This window comes from Acidovorax sp. SRB_24 (genome assembly GCF_012931925.1).
The window spans coordinates 1-15,725 of the sequence record NZ_MWOM01000030.1; the positions used below are offsets into that span (position 1 = coordinate 1).

16 protein-coding genes are annotated in these 15,725 nt (G+C 68.5%); 7 read left to right on the plus strand and 9 right to left on the minus strand.

Annotated elements, in window-relative coordinates; genetic code table 11:
* The 3 genes from B2J89_RS11915 to B2J89_RS11925 all read right to left on the minus strand — a co-directional run.
* Nucleotides 1–1,563, minus strand: a 1,563-nt coding sequence (locus B2J89_RS11915; RefSeq protein ID WP_169169306.1) for a methyl-accepting chemotaxis protein, incomplete at its 3' end; no start/stop codon positions are given.
* Nucleotides 1,564–1,665: 102 nt separating this feature from the next.
* Nucleotides 1,666–4,008, minus strand: coding sequence for a DNA topoisomerase IV subunit A (gene parC, locus B2J89_RS11920; protein ID WP_169169307.1), 2,343 nt, complete (start codon nt 4,006–4,008; stop codon nt 1,666–1,668).
* Nucleotides 4,009–4,118: 110 nt separating this feature from the next.
* Nucleotides 4,119–6,101 carry a DNA topoisomerase IV subunit B gene (locus tag B2J89_RS11925; protein ID WP_169169308.1) on the minus strand — a complete coding sequence of 661 codons (1,983 nt, stop codon included), beginning with the start codon at nt 6,099–6,101 and terminating at the stop codon, nt 4,119–4,121.
* A 140-nt stretch (nt 6,102–6,241) separates the two neighbouring features.
* Here B2J89_RS11925 and B2J89_RS11930 point away from each other — a divergent pair, with 140 nt between their 5' ends.
* From B2J89_RS11930 to B2J89_RS11955, 6 genes are all read left to right on the plus strand, one after another.
* Complete coding sequence (locus tag B2J89_RS11930; RefSeq protein ID WP_169169309.1) at nt 6,242–7,459, plus strand: MFS transporter; 1,218 nt, start codon at nt 6,242–6,244, stop codon at nt 7,457–7,459.
* Between the two features lies 1 nt (nt 7,460).
* Nucleotides 7,461–7,625, plus strand: a complete 165-nt coding sequence (locus B2J89_RS11935; protein WP_169169305.1) for a hypothetical protein — start codon at nt 7,461–7,463, stop codon at nt 7,623–7,625.
* A 77-nt stretch (nt 7,626–7,702) separates the two neighbouring features.
* Nucleotides 7,703–8,257 carry a bifunctional 2-polyprenyl-6-hydroxyphenol methylase/3-demethylubiquinol 3-O-methyltransferase UbiG gene (locus B2J89_RS11940; RefSeq protein WP_169169310.1) on the plus strand — a complete coding sequence of 185 codons (555 nt, stop codon included), beginning with the start codon at nt 7,703–7,705 and terminating at the stop codon, nt 8,255–8,257.
* 30 nt (nt 8,258–8,287) lie between these two features.
* A complete protein-coding gene (gene dapA, locus B2J89_RS11945; RefSeq protein ID WP_169169311.1) occupies nt 8,288–9,184 on the plus strand; it encodes a 4-hydroxy-tetrahydrodipicolinate synthase in 897 nt (298 codons plus the stop codon).
* Between the two features lie 40 nt (nt 9,185–9,224).
* Nucleotides 9,225–10,313, plus strand: a complete 1,089-nt coding sequence (gene bamC / locus B2J89_RS11950; RefSeq protein WP_169169312.1) for an outer membrane protein assembly factor BamC — start codon at nt 9,225–9,227, stop codon at nt 10,311–10,313.
* An 11-nt stretch (nt 10,314–10,324) separates the two neighbouring features.
* On the plus strand, nt 10,325–11,110 hold the full coding sequence (locus B2J89_RS11955) for an MBL fold metallo-hydrolase (protein ID WP_169169313.1): 786 nt from the start codon (nt 10,325–10,327) through the stop codon (nt 11,108–11,110).
* 100 nt (nt 11,111–11,210) lie between these two features.
* Here B2J89_RS11955 and B2J89_RS11960 read toward each other — a convergent pair whose 3' ends face one another.
* From B2J89_RS11960 to B2J89_RS11970, 3 genes are all read right to left on the minus strand, one after another.
* Nucleotides 11,211–11,501, minus strand: a complete 291-nt coding sequence (locus B2J89_RS11960; protein ID WP_169169314.1) for a hypothetical protein — start codon at nt 11,499–11,501, stop codon at nt 11,211–11,213.
* Between the two features lie 208 nt (nt 11,502–11,709).
* Nucleotides 11,710–12,231, minus strand: a complete 522-nt coding sequence (locus B2J89_RS11965; RefSeq protein ID WP_169169315.1) for a hypothetical protein — start codon at nt 12,229–12,231, stop codon at nt 11,710–11,712.
* 1 nt (nt 12,232) lies between these two features.
* Nucleotides 12,233–13,372: a cupin domain-containing protein gene (locus tag B2J89_RS11970; protein ID WP_169169316.1), complete on the minus strand. Its 1,140-nt coding sequence runs from the start codon at nt 13,370–13,372 to the stop codon at nt 12,233–12,235.
* 55 nt (nt 13,373–13,427) lie between these two features.
* Between B2J89_RS11970 and B2J89_RS11975 the strand changes: the two genes are divergently transcribed.
* Nucleotides 13,428–13,952 carry a peptidylprolyl isomerase gene (locus B2J89_RS11975; protein WP_169169317.1) on the plus strand — a complete coding sequence of 175 codons (525 nt, stop codon included), beginning with the start codon at nt 13,428–13,430 and terminating at the stop codon, nt 13,950–13,952.
* A gap of 55 nt (nt 13,953–14,007) precedes the next feature.
* Here the strand turns inward: B2J89_RS11975 and B2J89_RS11980 are convergent, their stop codons facing one another.
* The 3 genes from B2J89_RS11980 to B2J89_RS11990 form a co-directional block, all read right to left on the minus strand.
* Nucleotides 14,008–14,568: a glycine zipper 2TM domain-containing protein gene (locus B2J89_RS11980; protein WP_169169318.1), complete on the minus strand. Its 561-nt coding sequence runs from the start codon at nt 14,566–14,568 to the stop codon at nt 14,008–14,010.
* A gap of 156 nt (nt 14,569–14,724) precedes the next feature.
* Complete coding sequence (dut, locus tag B2J89_RS11985; protein WP_169169319.1) at nt 14,725–15,171, minus strand: dUTP diphosphatase; 447 nt, start codon at nt 15,169–15,171, stop codon at nt 14,725–14,727.
* Nucleotides 15,161–15,718 (minus strand): hypothetical protein, encoded by a 558-nt coding sequence (locus B2J89_RS11990; protein ID WP_169169320.1) that lies wholly within the window; start codon nt 15,716–15,718, stop codon nt 15,161–15,163. The genes dut and B2J89_RS11990 overlap by 11 nt, the downstream gene beginning before the upstream one ends.
* Nucleotides 15,719–15,725: the final 7 nt, after the last annotated feature.

The window sequence follows — 15,725 nt, forward strand, 5'->3', positions numbered from 1 at the left end:
CGGCACGCTGGCGCCCACGGCCGACTCCTGGATCTTGAACATCGCCACGACCTGCGTGAGCTGCTGGGCCTGCTCGCGCAGGCTTTGCGCCGCCGCCGTGCTTTGCTCGACCAGCGCGGCGTTTTGCTGCGTCATCTGGTCCAGGTGGCCCACGGCCTGGTTGACCTGCGAGATGCCCGCGCTCTGCTCGGTCGATGCGGCAGTGATCTCGCCGATCATGTCGGTCACGCGCTGCACCGACTGCACGATGTCGCCCATGGTGGTGCCGGCGTCCGAGACCAGGCGCGTGCCTGCGCCCACCTTGTCGACCGACACGCCGATGAGGTTCTTGATTTCCTTGGCAGCCTCGGCGCTGCGCTGCGCCAGGCTGCGCACCTCGCTGGCCACCACCGCAAAGCCGCGGCCCTGCTCGCCCGCGCGCGCGGCCTCCACCGCGGCGTTGAGCGCCAGGATGTTGGTCTGGAAGGCGATGCCGTCGATCACACCGATGATGTCGGAGATCTTGCGGCTGCTGTCGTTGATCTCTTCCATGGTGGCCACGACCTGGGCCACCACCTCGCCGCCGCGCCGCGCCACGCCCGAGGCACCCGCTGCCAGGCTGCTGGCCTGCTGTGCGCTGCTGGCGCTTTGCGCGATGGTGCTGGTGAACTGCTCCATGGCGGCAGCGGTTTCCTGCAGGTTGCTCGAGGTCTGCTCGGTGCGCGCCGACAGGTCGTGATTGCCGCTGGCGATCTCGGAGCTGGCCACGGCGATGCTGTCGGTGCTCTGGCGCACCTGGTGCACCATGCGCCCAAGCGAGGCGCTCATGGCATAGAGCGAGTGCAGCAACTCGCCAAACTCGTCGCCCCGGCCCACCTCGTTGCGCGCGCTCAGGTCGCCCCCGGCAATGCGCGCGGCCAGTGCGTTGGCCTGCGCCAGCGGCTGTTGGATGCTGCGGATGAGCAGGAACGCTCCCGCCGCGACGGCCAGCAGCACCAGGGCCACCGCCGCGGCGGCGATTTGCAGCGTCGCGGTGCGCGAGGCGGCGATGCTCTGCTGCTGGGCTTGCGCTGCCTGGTGCTGCATTTCCACGAAGTCGCGCAGGGTTTGCAGGTAGGCGGCCGACGCCGGGTTGTAGGTGTTCTCCACGAACGCGATGGCCTCGTCGTGCTGGCCGCCGGCCTTGAGCTGGCGGGCCTGCGTGCGCGCATCGGCCATGGCCTTGCGGGCCGCAGCCACCTTGGCCATCTGCGCCCGGTCGGCCTGCGCCAGCGCCATGGCCTCGATCGATTTCTGCACCTCACCGATTTGCGCGGTGGTGGCCGCCATCGCGTCCTGGAACACCGTCTCGACCCTCGGGTCGCTGCTGACGATGACCGCCTGGGTGCGCGCGGCGTTGGTCTCCGTCAGGCCCGCCCAGCGGATGGCGGCTTCCACGCGCCGTGCCATCGCCGCAGTGGCCGTGTCGCTCTCGGCCTGCACCTGGGCCGACCGCAGGCCGGCCCACCCCAGCACAGCGGCCAGCAGCAACACGATGGCAAGGACGGACAACCACAGCTTGTGGGCAATGCGGAGTTGCTTCATCGGGGGCCTTTTTGTTATGTCGACATGTAAAAGTCGTCGCTAGTCAACCCGCCATTACACCCAAGCCGCCCGACACGCCCTTGCGCTAGATCAAAGGTCTGTCTATTCCACGCGCACCACCGAAGCCGGCTTGAAGCCCAGATCCGCCGCCTTGCCCTTGCGCCCCCGCGCAGCGCGGGCGTTGTTGAGCGAGCGGATCTCCAGCGTTTCTTCGCGCGGCTTGCCGCCGCGCCCCACGCCCTCGATGCGGATGCTGCGCGTGTAGGCCGTCGCGCCCGCGAGCTGGTCCTTGGCCTCCAGGTCGATCAGCATCAGGCCGCGCCCGCCCTTGTCCATGCGCTTGAGTTCGCTGATTTCAAAGGTCAGGATGCGCCCGCCCACCGATGCGCAGGCCACATGCGTGGCGGCGGCGAGCGGCGCGCTGCCGCTGGTGTGCGCTGCGTGCGAGGGTGCGCACACGGCCTCGCCCTCGCCGAGGCTGAGGAAGGCCTTGCCGCTCTTGTTGCGCGAGACCATGGCCTCCACCGTCGCCAGGAAGCCGTAGCCTCCGGTGCTGGCCAGCAGCAGCGTGGCGGCGGGCGGGCCGGCAAAGTAGTGCGCGATCTGGCTGCCGGGCTCGAGCTCGATCAGCGTGGTCACGGGCTGGCCGTCGCCGCGCGCGCCGGGCAGTTGCGCCACCAGCACCGAATACACGCGGCCATTGCTGCCGAACACCAGAAAGGTGTCGACGGTGCGGCACTCGAACGTGCCATACAGCCCGTCGCCGGCCTTGAAGGCGAAGCTGGCGGCCTCGTGGCCGTGGCCGTTGCGCGCGCGCACCCAGCCTTTTTGCGACACCACGACGGTGACCGGCTCATCGACCACCTTGACCTCGACCACGGCCTTCTTCTCGGCCTGGATCAGGGTGCGGCGCGCGTCGGCGAACTGCTTGGCGTCCTGCTCGATTTCCTTGGTCATCAGGCGGCGCAGCGCGGCCGGGCTACCTAGGATTTCCTCGAGCTTGCCCTGGCTCTCGCGCAGGTCCTTGAGCTCCTGCTCGATCTTGATGGCTTCGAGCCGCGCGAGCTGGCGCAGGCGGATTTCAAGGATGTCCTCGGCCTGGCGCTCACTCAGGGCAAAGCGCGCGATCAGCGCCGCCTTGGGCTCCTCGGCGGCGCGGATGATCGCGATGACCTCGTCGATGTTGAGCAGCACGGTCTGCCGCCCTTCGAGGATATGGATGCGGTCCAGCACCTTGGTTAAACGGTGCTGCGAGCGCCGCGTGATCGTGCCCTGGCGGAACGCGATCCACTCTTCGAGCATGCGGCGCAGCGACTTCTGCACCGGCTTGCCATCGATGCCGACCATGGTGAGGTTGATGGACGACGACGTCTCCAGGCTGGTGTGCGCGAGCAGCGCCGTGATCAACTCCTGCTGCGGCGTCTTGCCGGTCTTGGGCTCGAACACCAGGCGCACGGGCGCGTCCTTGCTCGACTCGTCGCGCACCACGTCGAGCACGGCCAGCACGCTGGCCTTGAGCAGCGTCTGCTCCTGCGTGAGCGCCTTCTTGCCGGTCTTGATCTTGGGGTTGGTCAGCTCCTCGATTTCCTCGAGCACCTTTTGTGTGCTCACGCCGGGCGGCAGCTCGGTCACGACCAGCTGCCACTGGCCGCGCGCCAGCTCTTCGATCTTCCAGCGCGCGCGCACCTTCAGGCTGCCGCGGCCGCTGCGGTAGGCATCGGCGATGTCGCTGGCGGCGCTGATGATCTGGCCGCCGCCGGGGTAGTCGGGGCCGGGCACCAGCGCCAGCAGGTCCGCCTCGGACAACTGCGGGTTCTTGATCAGCGCCACGCAGGCATCGGCCACCTCGCGCAGGTTGTGGCTGGGGATTTCGGTGGCCAGGCCCACGGCGATGCCGCTGGCGCCGTTGAGCAGCGTGAACGGCAGGCGCGCCGGCAGCTGGCGCGGCTCGACGGTGGAGCCGTCGTAGTTGGGAATGAAGTCGACGGTGCCTTCGTCGATCTCGCCCGTGAGCAGGCTGGTGATCTTGGACAGCCGCGCCTCGGTGTAGCGCATGGCCGCTGCGCCATCGCCGTCGCGCGAGCCGAAGTTGCCCTGGCCGTCGATCAGCGGGTAGCGCTGCGAGAAGTCCTGTGCCATGCGCACCAGCGCGTCGTAGGCCGACTGGTCGCCGTGCGGGTGGAAGCGCCCGAGCACGTCGCCGACCACGCGCGCGCTCTTGACCGGCTTGGGCGCGGTGTTGCCCGAGTGGCCCAGGCCCATGCGCTCCATCGCATACAGGATGCGCCGCTGCACGGGCTTCATGCCGTCGCACACATCGGGCAGGGCGCGGCCCTTGACCACGCTCAGGGCGTATTCGAGGTAGGCGCGCTGGGCGTAGGTGCCCAGGCCCGGCTCGTCGGGCGTTTCGGGGGCAGAAAATTCGAGGGTGGGTTGGTCACTCATGCGGGGCATTCCGTCGTTGGCGCGCGGCGCGGGGCCGGGCCACCAGATTGATCACTCTATTTTTGATAGCTATCAGCGCTTACCCAGTAAGGGCTGGAGGCCAAAAACACTTAAATATCGACTTCCACGCTGTCGCCGTGCAGCTCCATCAGCTCGCGCCGCGCGCCGGCTTCGCCCTTGCCCATGAGCTTGGTGATCAGGCCCTCGGTGGCCGCGAAGTCGAGCGCGCCCAGCTGCACCGGCAGCAGGCGCCGCGTGTCGGGGTTGAGCGTGGTCTCCCAGAGCTGCTCGGCGTTCATCTCGCCCAGGCCCTTGAAGCGGCTGATGGCGCATTTCTCGCGCGCCACGCCGTCCTTGGCGCACTTATCGAGGATGGCGGTGAGCTCGCCCTCGTCGAGCGCGTACATCTTGGCGGCAGGCTTCTTGCCGCGCGCCGGCACATCGACGCGGAACAGCGGCGGCCGCGCCACATAGACATGGCCGGTCTCGATGAGCTTGGGGAAATGGCGGAAGAACAGCGTCAGCAGCAGCACCTGGATGTGCGAGCCGTCGACGTCGGCGTCGCTGAGGATGCAGATCTTGCCGTAGCGCAGGCCCGAAAGGTCGGGGGTGTCGTTGGGCCCGTGCGGGTCGACGCCGATGGCCACGGCGATGTCGTGGATCTCGTTGTTCGCGAACAGCCGGTCGCGCTCGACCTCCCAGGTGTTGAGCACCTTGCCGCGCAGCGGCAGCACGGCCTGGGTTTCCTTGTCGCGGCCCATCTTGGCGCTGCCGCCGGCCGAGTCGCCCTCGACCAGGAAGACCTCGTTGTAGGCGAGGTCGCGGCTTTCGCAGTCGGTGAGCTTGCCCGGCAGCACGGCCACGCCCGATCCCTTGCGCTTCTCGACCTTCTGGCCGGCCTTCTGGCGCGACTGCGCGGCCTTGATCGCGAGTTCGGCCAGCCGCTTGCCGTACTCCACATGCTGGTGCAGCCAGAGCTCGAGCGCGGGGCGCACGAAGCTCGACACCAGGCGCACGGCGTCGCGCGAGTTCAGCCGCTCCTTGATCTGGCCCTGGAACTGCGGATCGAGCACCTTGGCCGAGAGCACGTAGTTGGCGCGCGCAAACACGTCTTCCGGCATGAGCTTGACGCCCTTCGGTAAAAGGCTATGCAGTTCGATGAAGCTCTTGACGGCCTGGAACAGGCCGTCGCGCAGGCCGCTCTCGTGCGTGCCGCCGGCACTGGTGGGGATCAGGTTGACATAGCTCTCGCGCACCGGCGCGCCCTCTTCGGTGAAGGCCACGCACCAGGCGGCGCCCTCGCCTTCCGCGAAGCTGTCGTGGCCGCTGTCGGCAAAGCCCTCGCCCTCGAACAGCGGGATCACGGGGTCGGTGACCAGCGTCTGCATCAGGTAGTCGCGCAGGCCGCCCTTGTACTGCCAGGTCTGGACCTCGCGCGTTTTCTCGACCGTGAGCGTGACCGACACGCCGGGCATCAGCACCGCCTTGCTGCGCAGCAGGTGCGTCAGCTCGGCCATGGGCAGGTGGGCCGATTCGAAGTACTTGGCGTCGGGCCAGGCGCGCACGCTCGTGCCCTGGCGGCGGTCGCCCGGGCCCTGGGCACGCAGGGCCAGCGGCTCGATCACATCGCCCGCTGAAAACACCAGAGTGGCGACCTGGCCTTCGCGGTGGCTGGTCACCTCCATGCGCTGCGAGAGCGCGTTCGTCACCGACACGCCGACGCCGTGCAGGCCGCCCGAGAAGCTGTAGGCGCCGCCCTTGCCCTTGTCGAATTTGCCGCCGGCGTGCAGGCGCGTGAACACCAGCTCGACCACGGGGGCCTGTTCTTCGGGGTGCATGCCGAACGGGATGCCGCGGCCGTCGTCGTCCACGCTGACCGAGCCATCGGTGTGCAGCGTGACGCGGATCTTCTTGCCATGCCCGGCGAGCGCCTCGTCGGCAGCGTTGTCGAGCACTTCCTGGATGATGTGCAGCGGGTTGTCGGTGCGCGTGTACATGCCCGGGCGCTGCTTGACGGGCTCCAGGCCCTTGAGCACGCGGATCGAGCTTTCGGAATATTCGGGGGGGGTTATGGGGGTGGGTTTGGCTGCCATGGTGGCGGATTGTAGTGCTGCGCTGCCGCAATAGCTGGATATAAAGACAGGCCCGTGGGCCGTCCCGGCCCGGCCCCCGGGGCGTGCACGCGTCATGCAGGCGTCAAGCAAACCCCGACGCAATTGGCTACATTCGCCCGATGCAAACCGAACCGCGCAAACTTTCGATGTTCCAGGTGCTGGCCTGCGGCGCCGCCATCGTCACCCTGTCCATGGGCATCCGCCACGGCTTTGGCCTGTGGCTGCAGCCGATCACGCAGGAGATGGGCTGGACGCGGCAATCGTTTGCGCTGGCGCTGGCGATCCAGAACCTGTCGTGGGGCGTCATGGGCATCTTCGCCGGCATGGTGGCCGACCGCTTCGGCGCCTTTCGCGTGCTCGTCGGCGGCGCGCTGCTCTATGCGCTGGGCCTGGCGGGCATGGCGCTGTCGCCCAGCACCACCTTGTTTGCGCTCACGGCCGGGGTGCTGATCGGAGCGGCCCAGGCCGGCACCACCTATGCGGTGATCTATGGCGTGCTGGGGCGCCAGATTGCGCCCGAGCGCCGCTCGTGGGCCATGGGCGTGGCCGCGGCCGCAGGCTCGTTCGGCCAGTTCCTGATGGTGCCCGTCGAGGGCTTTCTGATCACGCGCCTGGGCTGGCAGGACGCCCTGCTGGCCCTGGCGTTGATGGTGCTGCTGGTGGTGCCGCTGGCGTTCGGCCTGCGCGAGCCGGGCTTCAAGGGCACGGCGCCCGTGCGCCGCGCCCAGACGGTGGGCCAGGCGCTGGCCGAGGCCTTCCGCTACCCCAGCTTCCTGCTGCTGACGGCAGGCTACTTTGTCTGCGGCTTCCAGGTGGTGTTCATCGGCGTGCACATGCCCAGCTACCTCAAGGACCACGGCCTGTCGCCCCAGGTCGCCAGCTATGCGCTGGCGCTGATCGGCCTGTTCAACGTGTTCGGCACCTACATCGCCGGCACGCTGGGCCAGCGCATGCCCAAGCGCAACATCCTGGCGTTCATCTACTTCGCGCGTGCCGTGGTCATCGGCATCTTCCTGCTGGCGCCGCTGACGCCCGCCAGCGTCTACATCTTCTCCGCCGTGATGGGCGCCTTGTGGCTGTCCACGGTGCCGCCGACCAATGCCACCATTGCGCAGATCTTTGGCGTGCAGCACCTGTCGATGCTCGGCGGCTTCGTGTTCTTCAGCCACCAGCTGGGCAGCTTCATGGGAGTGTGGCTGGGCGGCTACCTGTACGACCGCACCGGCAGCTACGATACCGTCTGGATCCTCGCGATCGTGCTCGGCGTCGTGGCCGGGCTGATCAACCTGCCGGTCAAGGAGCACGCCATCCAGCGCACCGCCCCGCTGCCCGCCTGACATGTCCACCGACCGCCTGCCCACCGCCCCGCACGCCCGCCGCCCCGCCTGGCGCGGCTGGGGGCTGGGCGTGCTCGCGCTGGCGGCGTCGCTCGCGGTGTTTGCGCTGTATTCCGAGCCCGGCTTCATGGTGATGCTCGCAGACCAGATGTGGGCCTGCTTCTGACGCATTTCCCATGAAAACAGCCTCCAGCGCTTATCCATAAAGCGCTGGCAGCTACATAAACAATAGTAAGGACCTGCATGCACGGCTCTGAAACCCCTTCCGACTGGGTGCGGCGCTGGTCGCATCTGGTGCCGCCCGGCGCCCCGGTGCTCGACGTCGCCTGCGGCCTGGGCCGCCACCTGCGCTGGTTTGCCCTGCGCGGCCACCCGGTCACGGGCGTGGACCGTGCACCGCAAGCCGCCGAGGCCGCGGCGGCCGTGGGCGAGGCGGTCTGCGCCGACATCGAGAACGGCCCCTGGCCGTTTGCCGGACGCCAGTTCGGCGCCGTGGTGGTGACGAACTACCTCTGGCGGCCGCTGTGGCCCACGCTGGTCGCCAGCGTGGCGCCAGGCGGCGTGCTGCTCTGCGAGACCTTTGCCAGCGGCAACGAAACCGTCGGCAGGCCCTCGCGCCCGGACTTTCTGCTCCAGCCAGGCGAGCTGCTCGCCACCTGCGCAGGCCTGCGCGTGGTGGCCTACGAAGACGGCTACCTGGACGCGCCCGCGCGCTTCGTGCAGCGCATCGCCGCCGTGCGGGCCACCTCCGAGGCCGCTGCGCCCGCGCGCCACGGGCTGGCCGGCGGCTCTAGTTAGAATGCCCTTTTACCGTTTTGCACTGCGGACATGACCCTACCTAGCGCCCCCCTCACCGGCAGCATCGTCGCCCTCGCCACCCCCATGCACGCGGATGGCAGCGTGGACTACCCCGCCCTGCGCAAACTGATCGACTGGCACATTGCCGAAGGCACCGACTGCATCGGCGTGGTGGGCACCACGGGCGAGTCCCCCACGGTCAACGTCGAGGAGCACTGCGAGATCATCCGCGTCAGCGTCGAGCAGGCCGCCAAGCGCGTGCCCATCATGGCCGGCTGCGGTGCCAACTCCACCGCCGAAGCCATCGAGCTGGCCCGGTTCGCCAAGAAGGTCGGCGCCGACAGCCAGTTGCAGGTCGTGCCCTACTACAACAAGCCCACGCAAGAGGGCCAGTACCAGCACTTCAAGGCCATCGCCGAGGCCACGGGCGACCTGCCCACCGTGCTCTACAACGTGCCCGGCCGCTCGGTGGCCGACATGCAGCACGACACCGTGCTGCGCCTGGCGCAGGTGCCGGGCATCATCGGCATCAAGGAGGCCACGGGCAACATCGAGCGCGCGCAGTGGCTGATCCGCGACCTACCGAAAAACTTCGCCGTGTACTCGGGCGACGACCCCACCGCCGTCGCGCTGATGCTGTGCGGCGGCCATGGCAACGTGAGCGTCACCGCCAACGTGGCGCCGCGCCTGATGAGCCAGCTGTGCCAGGCCGCCCTGGCCGGCGACGTGCGCCGCGCCATAGAGATCCAGTTCCAGCTGATGCCCGTGCACAAGAACCTGTTCATCGAGGCCAACCCCATCCCCCTCAAGTGGGCCATGGCCCGCATGGGCCTGTGCGGCGGCACCATGCGCCTGCCCATGACGCCGCTCGCCCCCCACAACGAAGCCGTGGTCGAAGGCGCGCTGCGCGACAGCGGCCTGCTCTGACACACCCTTCGCTCTTGTCCGCATTTCCAAGGATTTCTGCGTGAACCCTACTGCACGACTGGGCCTGCTGGGCCTGACCATTGCGCTGTCCGCCTGTTCGGCGCTGGATGGCGAAAAAATCGACTACAAGAGTGCCACCAAAGGCCCCACCCTCGAAGTGCCGCCCGACCTGCAACAACTCTCGCGCGAGAGCCGCTACACGGTTCCGGGCGGCGTGGTGTCTGCCAACGCGCTGCAGGCCGGCCAGGCCGCCCAGCCGTCGGCCACCAGCACTGCGGCCGCCGCCGCGCTGGGCGACGTGCGCATCGAGCGCGACGGCAACCAGCGCTGGCTGGTCGTCAAGCGCCCCGCCGACCAGCTCTGGGACCCGGTGCGCGAGTTCTGGACCGAGAACGGCTTCACGCTCGCGCTCGACCAGTCCAACGTCGGCATCATGGAAACCGACTGGGCCGAAAACCGCGCCAAGCTGCCGCAGGACATCATCCGCTCGACGCTTGGCAAGGTGTTCGAGTCGCTGTATTCCACCGGCGAGCGCGACAAGTTCCGCACCCGCCTGGAACGCGCTGCCGACGGCAGCACCGAGATCTACATCAGCCACCGCGGCATGGTCGAGGTCTACACCAGCGCAGCCAAGGACAGCACCATCTGGCAGCCGCGCCCGGTGAGCCCCGAGCTGGAAACCGAATTCCTGCGCCGCCTGATGGTCAAGCTCGGCGTGAGCGAAGAGCAATCCAAGGCGATTGCGGCCGCGCCGGTGCAACTGCCGCCCAGCGCGCGCATTGCCAGTGTGGGTGGCGCCCCGGTGCTGCAACTCGATGAGGGCTTTGACCGCGCCTGGCGCCGCATCGGGCTGGCCCTGGACCGCACCGGCTTCACCGTCGAAGACCGCGACCGCAGCCAGGGCGTGTATTTCGTGCGCTACGTGGCACCGGGCACCGACAAGGAGAAAGAAGGCTTCTTCAGCAAGCTGTTTGGCTCCAAGGGTGCGACGCCCCCGCTCAAGTACCGCGTGGTGGTGCGCAGCGAAGGCAATGCCAGCACGGTGTCGGTGCTCAATGCGGCCGGTGCGCCGGAAACCTCGGCCAATGCCCAAAGCATCGTGCGCGTTCTCGCCGCCGACCTGAAGTAAAGCGCGGCGCCATGCTGCGCTTCAGGAGCCTGGGCAGCGGCAGCTCAGGCAATGCCACCGTGGTCGAGGGGCGCAGCGGCGCCCTGGTGCAGCGCCTGCTGGTCGACTGCGGCTTGGGGCTGCGCCAGCTGCAGGCCCGCCTGGGGCTGGCGGGTCTGGCGCTGGACCAGATCGACGCCCTTTTCGTCACCCACGAGCACTCGGACCACATCGGCTGCGCGCGGGCGCTCGCCCTGCGCGAGCGCATCCCCGTCTGGATGAGTGCGGGCACGTATGCCGCGTTGGGCGAGCCCGAGTTCGACGGCCTGCTCCACCTCGCCTGCGACGGCGAGGCCATCGACCTCGGAAGCTTCGAGGCCCGGCCCTTCACCGTGCCGCACGATGCGCGCGAGCCCCTGCAGCTGCGCTGCAGCGACGGCGCATCGCACCTGGGCGTGGTGACCGATCTGGGCCATGCCTCCGACCACGTACTGCGCGAACTCGCAGGCTGCCATGCCTTGCTGCTGGAATCGAACCACGATCCCGAGTTGCTGGAGGCGTCGCGGTATCCAGCCTTCCTCAAGCGCCGGGTGGGCGGCGCCTATGGTCACCTTGCGAATGCCGCCGCAGCGGACATCCTGCGTGCGGTGTGCCATCCCGGACTGCAATGCGTGGTCGGGGCGCACCTGAGTGCCCAAAACAACCGCGCCGAGCTGGTACAGGCAGCCCTCGCCGCTGCCATGGGCTGGAGTCCCTCGGACATCGGCATTGCCCATCCGCTGTCCGGCACCGACTGGCTGAGCGTGCCCTTAGGCTGATGCCCCTTGCGCACTGGCGAAAAAAAACCCCGACCCAAAGGGGTGCGGGGTTTGTGCCAGAGCGCCAGCCGCAGAGGCCTGGCGCCCGGACCGCTGCGACTTACTTGGAAGCAGGGGCAGGTGCAGCAGCGGCTGCTGCAGCAGCGTCGGCAGAAGCCTTGGCAGCGTCGGCAGCTTCAGCAGCAGCCTTGGCAGCGTCGTCAGCAGCAGCGGCCGCAGGAGCGGTGGCATCGGCAGCGGGTGCAGCGGCAGGAGCTTCTGCGGGTGCGGGTGCAGGTGCGGGCACTTCGACGGGAGCAGGTGCAGGCGCAGAAACGGGCTCTTCCTTCTTGCCGCAGGCAGCGAGGGCGGCGACAGCGATCAGGGAGGCCAGGACGAGGGTCTTGTTCATTTCAGGTTTCCTTGGTGGACGTACAAAAAATTGGATGCCACAACGCCAGCGCTCTTGCAGCTAGGCTACGCTCTGGCAGAGTTTGCGCAACGCGCGTTTTCTACTCGATCGATGATTATATTGGGAATTCGTCAATCCTGACTAACACTGACGCCCCCTTGCTGCTACCAAACGTTGCGTGCATCGGACGCTTTTCCGCAGGGGCAGCCTACAACCCCAATGTGCTGGCCGGAAAGCCCGGTGCGCTCTTGTTGCGCAGCCATCCGCCCAGTGCCTCGCCCAGCAGGACACGCCGCTCGGGCTCGCTGCCGCTGATGCCAGTGCAGCGCTCCGGGTCCCACCGCTGCAGCGTCCAGCCCGGCGACCAGATGGCGCTGGGAATGTCCAGCTGGTCCGCCGCAGCGCTGGCACGGCAGGTCACGATGTGGTCCCAGGTGCGGCGCCAGGACACGAAGCGGGCGTGGCGCCGCACCACCTCGTCGTAGCTGCGCGCCAGCACGTTGAAGCGCCGCCCCGTGCGGGACCATGCCTGCAGCGCGTCGGCCACCGCTCGCTCGCCCAGCGGCCAGTCGTGAAAATTCGCATCGCTGATGGTGATCTCGCGCCACCCCTCGCGGGCGGCGGTGGCAAACGCATCGCGCACCCGTTGCTGGAATTGCGTGCGCCCACTGAACCGGCCCTGGGGCAGTGGAGCCTCCAACCCCTCGTACAGGTTCGGTGATACGGGCATGTCAGCGGGCTTCGCCAGAGGGGTGGGCGTGCGCCCAGCCGGCATCGCACCAGGACGAGAGCAGTTCGAGCGCGCCGTCGCTGGCCTGCGCCAGCTCGTGCGCCTGCAGCCTGCGCTGGTCGGCCAGTTGGCGCATCAACCGAGCATCGCGCCCGGCGGCGCGGTAGCTCTCGCCGTTGATGAAGACATGGTCTGCGTCGTACAGCATGCGCGTGCGCCGGTCCAGCGCCAACTCTTCCAGCATGACGCCGTCCGGCCCCGGCTCGAACCAGACATTGGCTTTGGGCTCGGTCAGGTACTCGCCCAGCGCACGCTCCAGCACGCGCGGCTGCGCGAGCGCGCGCTGCAGGGCGGCGCGGGCAAAATCCTGCAGGGCCAGCGGAATCTCGCCCGGCTGTGCCACGGCGGCCTGCTGGGCGTCGCGGTAGAGCAGCGGCGCCCCGCCTTCGCCGTCGTCGCCATCGGCCAGCCGCACCAGCAGCTCCTGCGCGAGATCGGTGCGTTCGGGCACGCGAAAGCCCACCGAATAGGTCATGCACTCGCCCTCGGCAATGCCGTCGTGCGCCCAGCGCGGGGGCAGATAGAGCATGTCGCCGGGCTCCAGCACGTACTCTTCCTCGGGCTCGAAGTGCGCGAGAATTTTCAGCGGAACGTCGTCGCGCAGGCTCAGGTCCTTCTGCCGGCCGATGCGCCAGCGCCGGCGCCCATGGGCCTGCAGCAGGAACACGTCGTAGCTGTCGAAGTGCGGCCCCACGCCGCCGCCATCGCTGGCATAGCTGATCATCAGGTCATCGAGCCGGGCATCGGGCACAAAGCGAAACTGCTGCATCAGCGCATGCACGCCGTTGTCATGCAGGTCCGCCCCTTGCACCAGCAGCGTCCAATCGGGGCGCTGCAGCGGCGGCAGCGCGCGGCGCGGCAGCGGGCCGTGCTGCAGCTTCCATGCCGCACCGATCTGCTGCACCAGGCGCGACTCCACGCCCTCCTGCCCCGCCAGCGCAAACAGCTGTGCCCGCGAAAGCGCGGGCTGGAAGCCGGGGATCGCCTGGCGCACCAGCAGGGGTTTCTTCTGCCAGTGGCGGCGCATGAACTGCGTTGGCGTCAATCCGCCCAGAAGGGCCAGGGGATGGTGGATGTCCATGGAAACTTATCGGCCCCACAAGAAGGGCTGTTGGTCAAACTGCGACAATTCTCCTATGGAAATTACAGAACAATGTGTGGTCGCACTGACGTGGACCCTCAAAGACACCCTCGGCGAGGAACTGGACGTGCTGGCAGAGCCGGTGGAGTTCCTGGTCGGAGGCGACGACCTGCTGGCGCGCATCGAGGAGGCGCTGCAGGGCCACACCATCGGCGACAAGCTCTCGCTGCACATCGAGCCCGAAGAGGCATTCGGTGACTACAACGACCAGCTGCTGTTTCTGGAACCGCGCGCTCTCTTCCCCGCCGAGCTGGAGGAAGGCATGACCTTCGACGGCAACGCCCTGCCCGCCGGCTGCAACCCTGACGCGCCTCGCGAGGCGCTCTACACGGTGTCGGAGATTTACCCCGACCATGTGGTGCTGGACGGAAACCACCCGCTGGCGGGCATCGCCATCCGCCTGCACCTCACCGTATGCGGCGTGCGCGAGGCGACCGAAGAAGAAATTGGCAGCGGCACCGCCGGCACAGGTTTCTTCCGCATCGAACCCCACGCGCCAGGCAACGACCTGCTGCACTGAGCGCATCTGTGGCGACGGGGACGGGGCAGCCCCCCCCCCCGCACCCGCCTCGCGATCACATGCGAGAAATCTGGCCGTTGTAGAGGCGCACCCGGTCGCCTATGTGCAGGTCGCCCGGCGAACTCACGTCATAGGCGCGCAGCCCGCCCTGGTCCAGCTGGATGGTGATGCGATAGGCCTGGTCATAGCTGCCCGCATTGGCGGCATTGTTGCGGCCTTCCACCGTATTGCCCACCACGGCGCCTCCCAGGGCGCCCACGGCCGTAGCCGCGGCACGCCCGCTGCCGCCGCCGATCTGGTTGCCCAGCACACCGCCCACCACCGCACCCAGCAAGGCCCCGCCGCCCGAGGTCTGGCCGCGTTGCTGCGCCTGCGGTTGCAGCAGCTCGATGTTTGCCACCCGGCCGTACTCGGTGCCGACCGGCGCGCCCTGCTGTGCGGGATATGTCTGGTATCCGCCCGAGGGATAGGCAGGCTGCTGGGGATAAGAGGTTTGCGGGTATGACGGTTGCTGATAGACCGGCGACTGGGCGGGATACGGTGCGCAGGCTGCCAACGTGCCCAGCAGCAGGACGGATGCGGCCACATGGGCGCCGCGGGTGATGGTGGTGTGCATGACAAACTCCTTGTGAGGGTGCCGCCAGCGGGAGGACTCCCGGCAGGTGGCACGAGAGACCGATTTCAGCAGACCCCATGCATTCCCCGCGCCGGGCGATGGCGGGCCCTCAGGTCGGCCAGAACGCCGCGCCCCGGTGGGCCGGGGCCTACAGGCTCAGGCCTTGCCGGTGGAGCCGTAGCCGTTTTCGCCGCGCAGGGTGGCGGGAAATTCGCTCACCACGTTGAACCGGGCCTGCACCACCGGCACGATCACCAACTGGGCCAGGCGCTCCATCGGCTCGAGCGTGAACGGCGCGCCGCTGCGGTTCCAGGCGCTGACCATGAGCTGCCCCTGGTAGTCGCTGTCGATGAGCCCGACCAGGTTGCCCAGCACGATGCCGTGCTTGTGGCCCAGGCCCGAGCGCGGCAGGATCAGCGCGGCATAGCCGGGGTCTTTGAGGTAGATGGCGATGCCGGTGGGCACCAGCTGCCAGGCATTGGGCTCGAGCGTGAGCGGCGCGTCCAGACAGGCGCGCAAATCGAGGCCGGCGCTGCCGGGCGTGGCATAGGCGGGCAGTTGCTGCGCCAGGCGCGCATCGAGAATTTTGAGATCAATTTTCATGGCTTGTGGGGGTCTTTGCGGCGTGTCGCGTCCGCTCGCGCAGCCTCTGCTGCAAGCGGTCGATGGCGACGGCAATGTCCATGGGTGCATGGACCGGGGACCGCGACTGTAACCTCGCCAACAGCGCCTGCGCCGAACGCACACCCCAGCCGGCCAGCGCGGTGGCCAGCAGTGCCCACAGCGACCCCCGCCCCCAAGCGAACAGGGCCAGCGCCTGGAACGCCACCAGCCAAGGCCAGGCGATAGCGATCGGACGCAGCCGCCGCACCCATTCGGCCGACATGCCAGACAGTGCCGCAGCGGGACTGGCATGCGGGGGGCGGCCCACCACCTTGTCTGAGCCATCGGGGCGGACCATGCCGGCGGGCGCATGCGCGGCGGGGTGCGCCGACGCACCGCGGGCGGTTTCGTCCAGGCCGTGGTGCGGCTTGCTGGCCCGGGTGGCAGCGCCCAGGGCCGCAGCCTGCTGCGCCATCAGCTGCTCCACATAGCGCGCAAAGTCCCCGTCAGCGGGCGGGTCCCAGCGGGATGGCGACGGTGCGGCCATGCGCGCT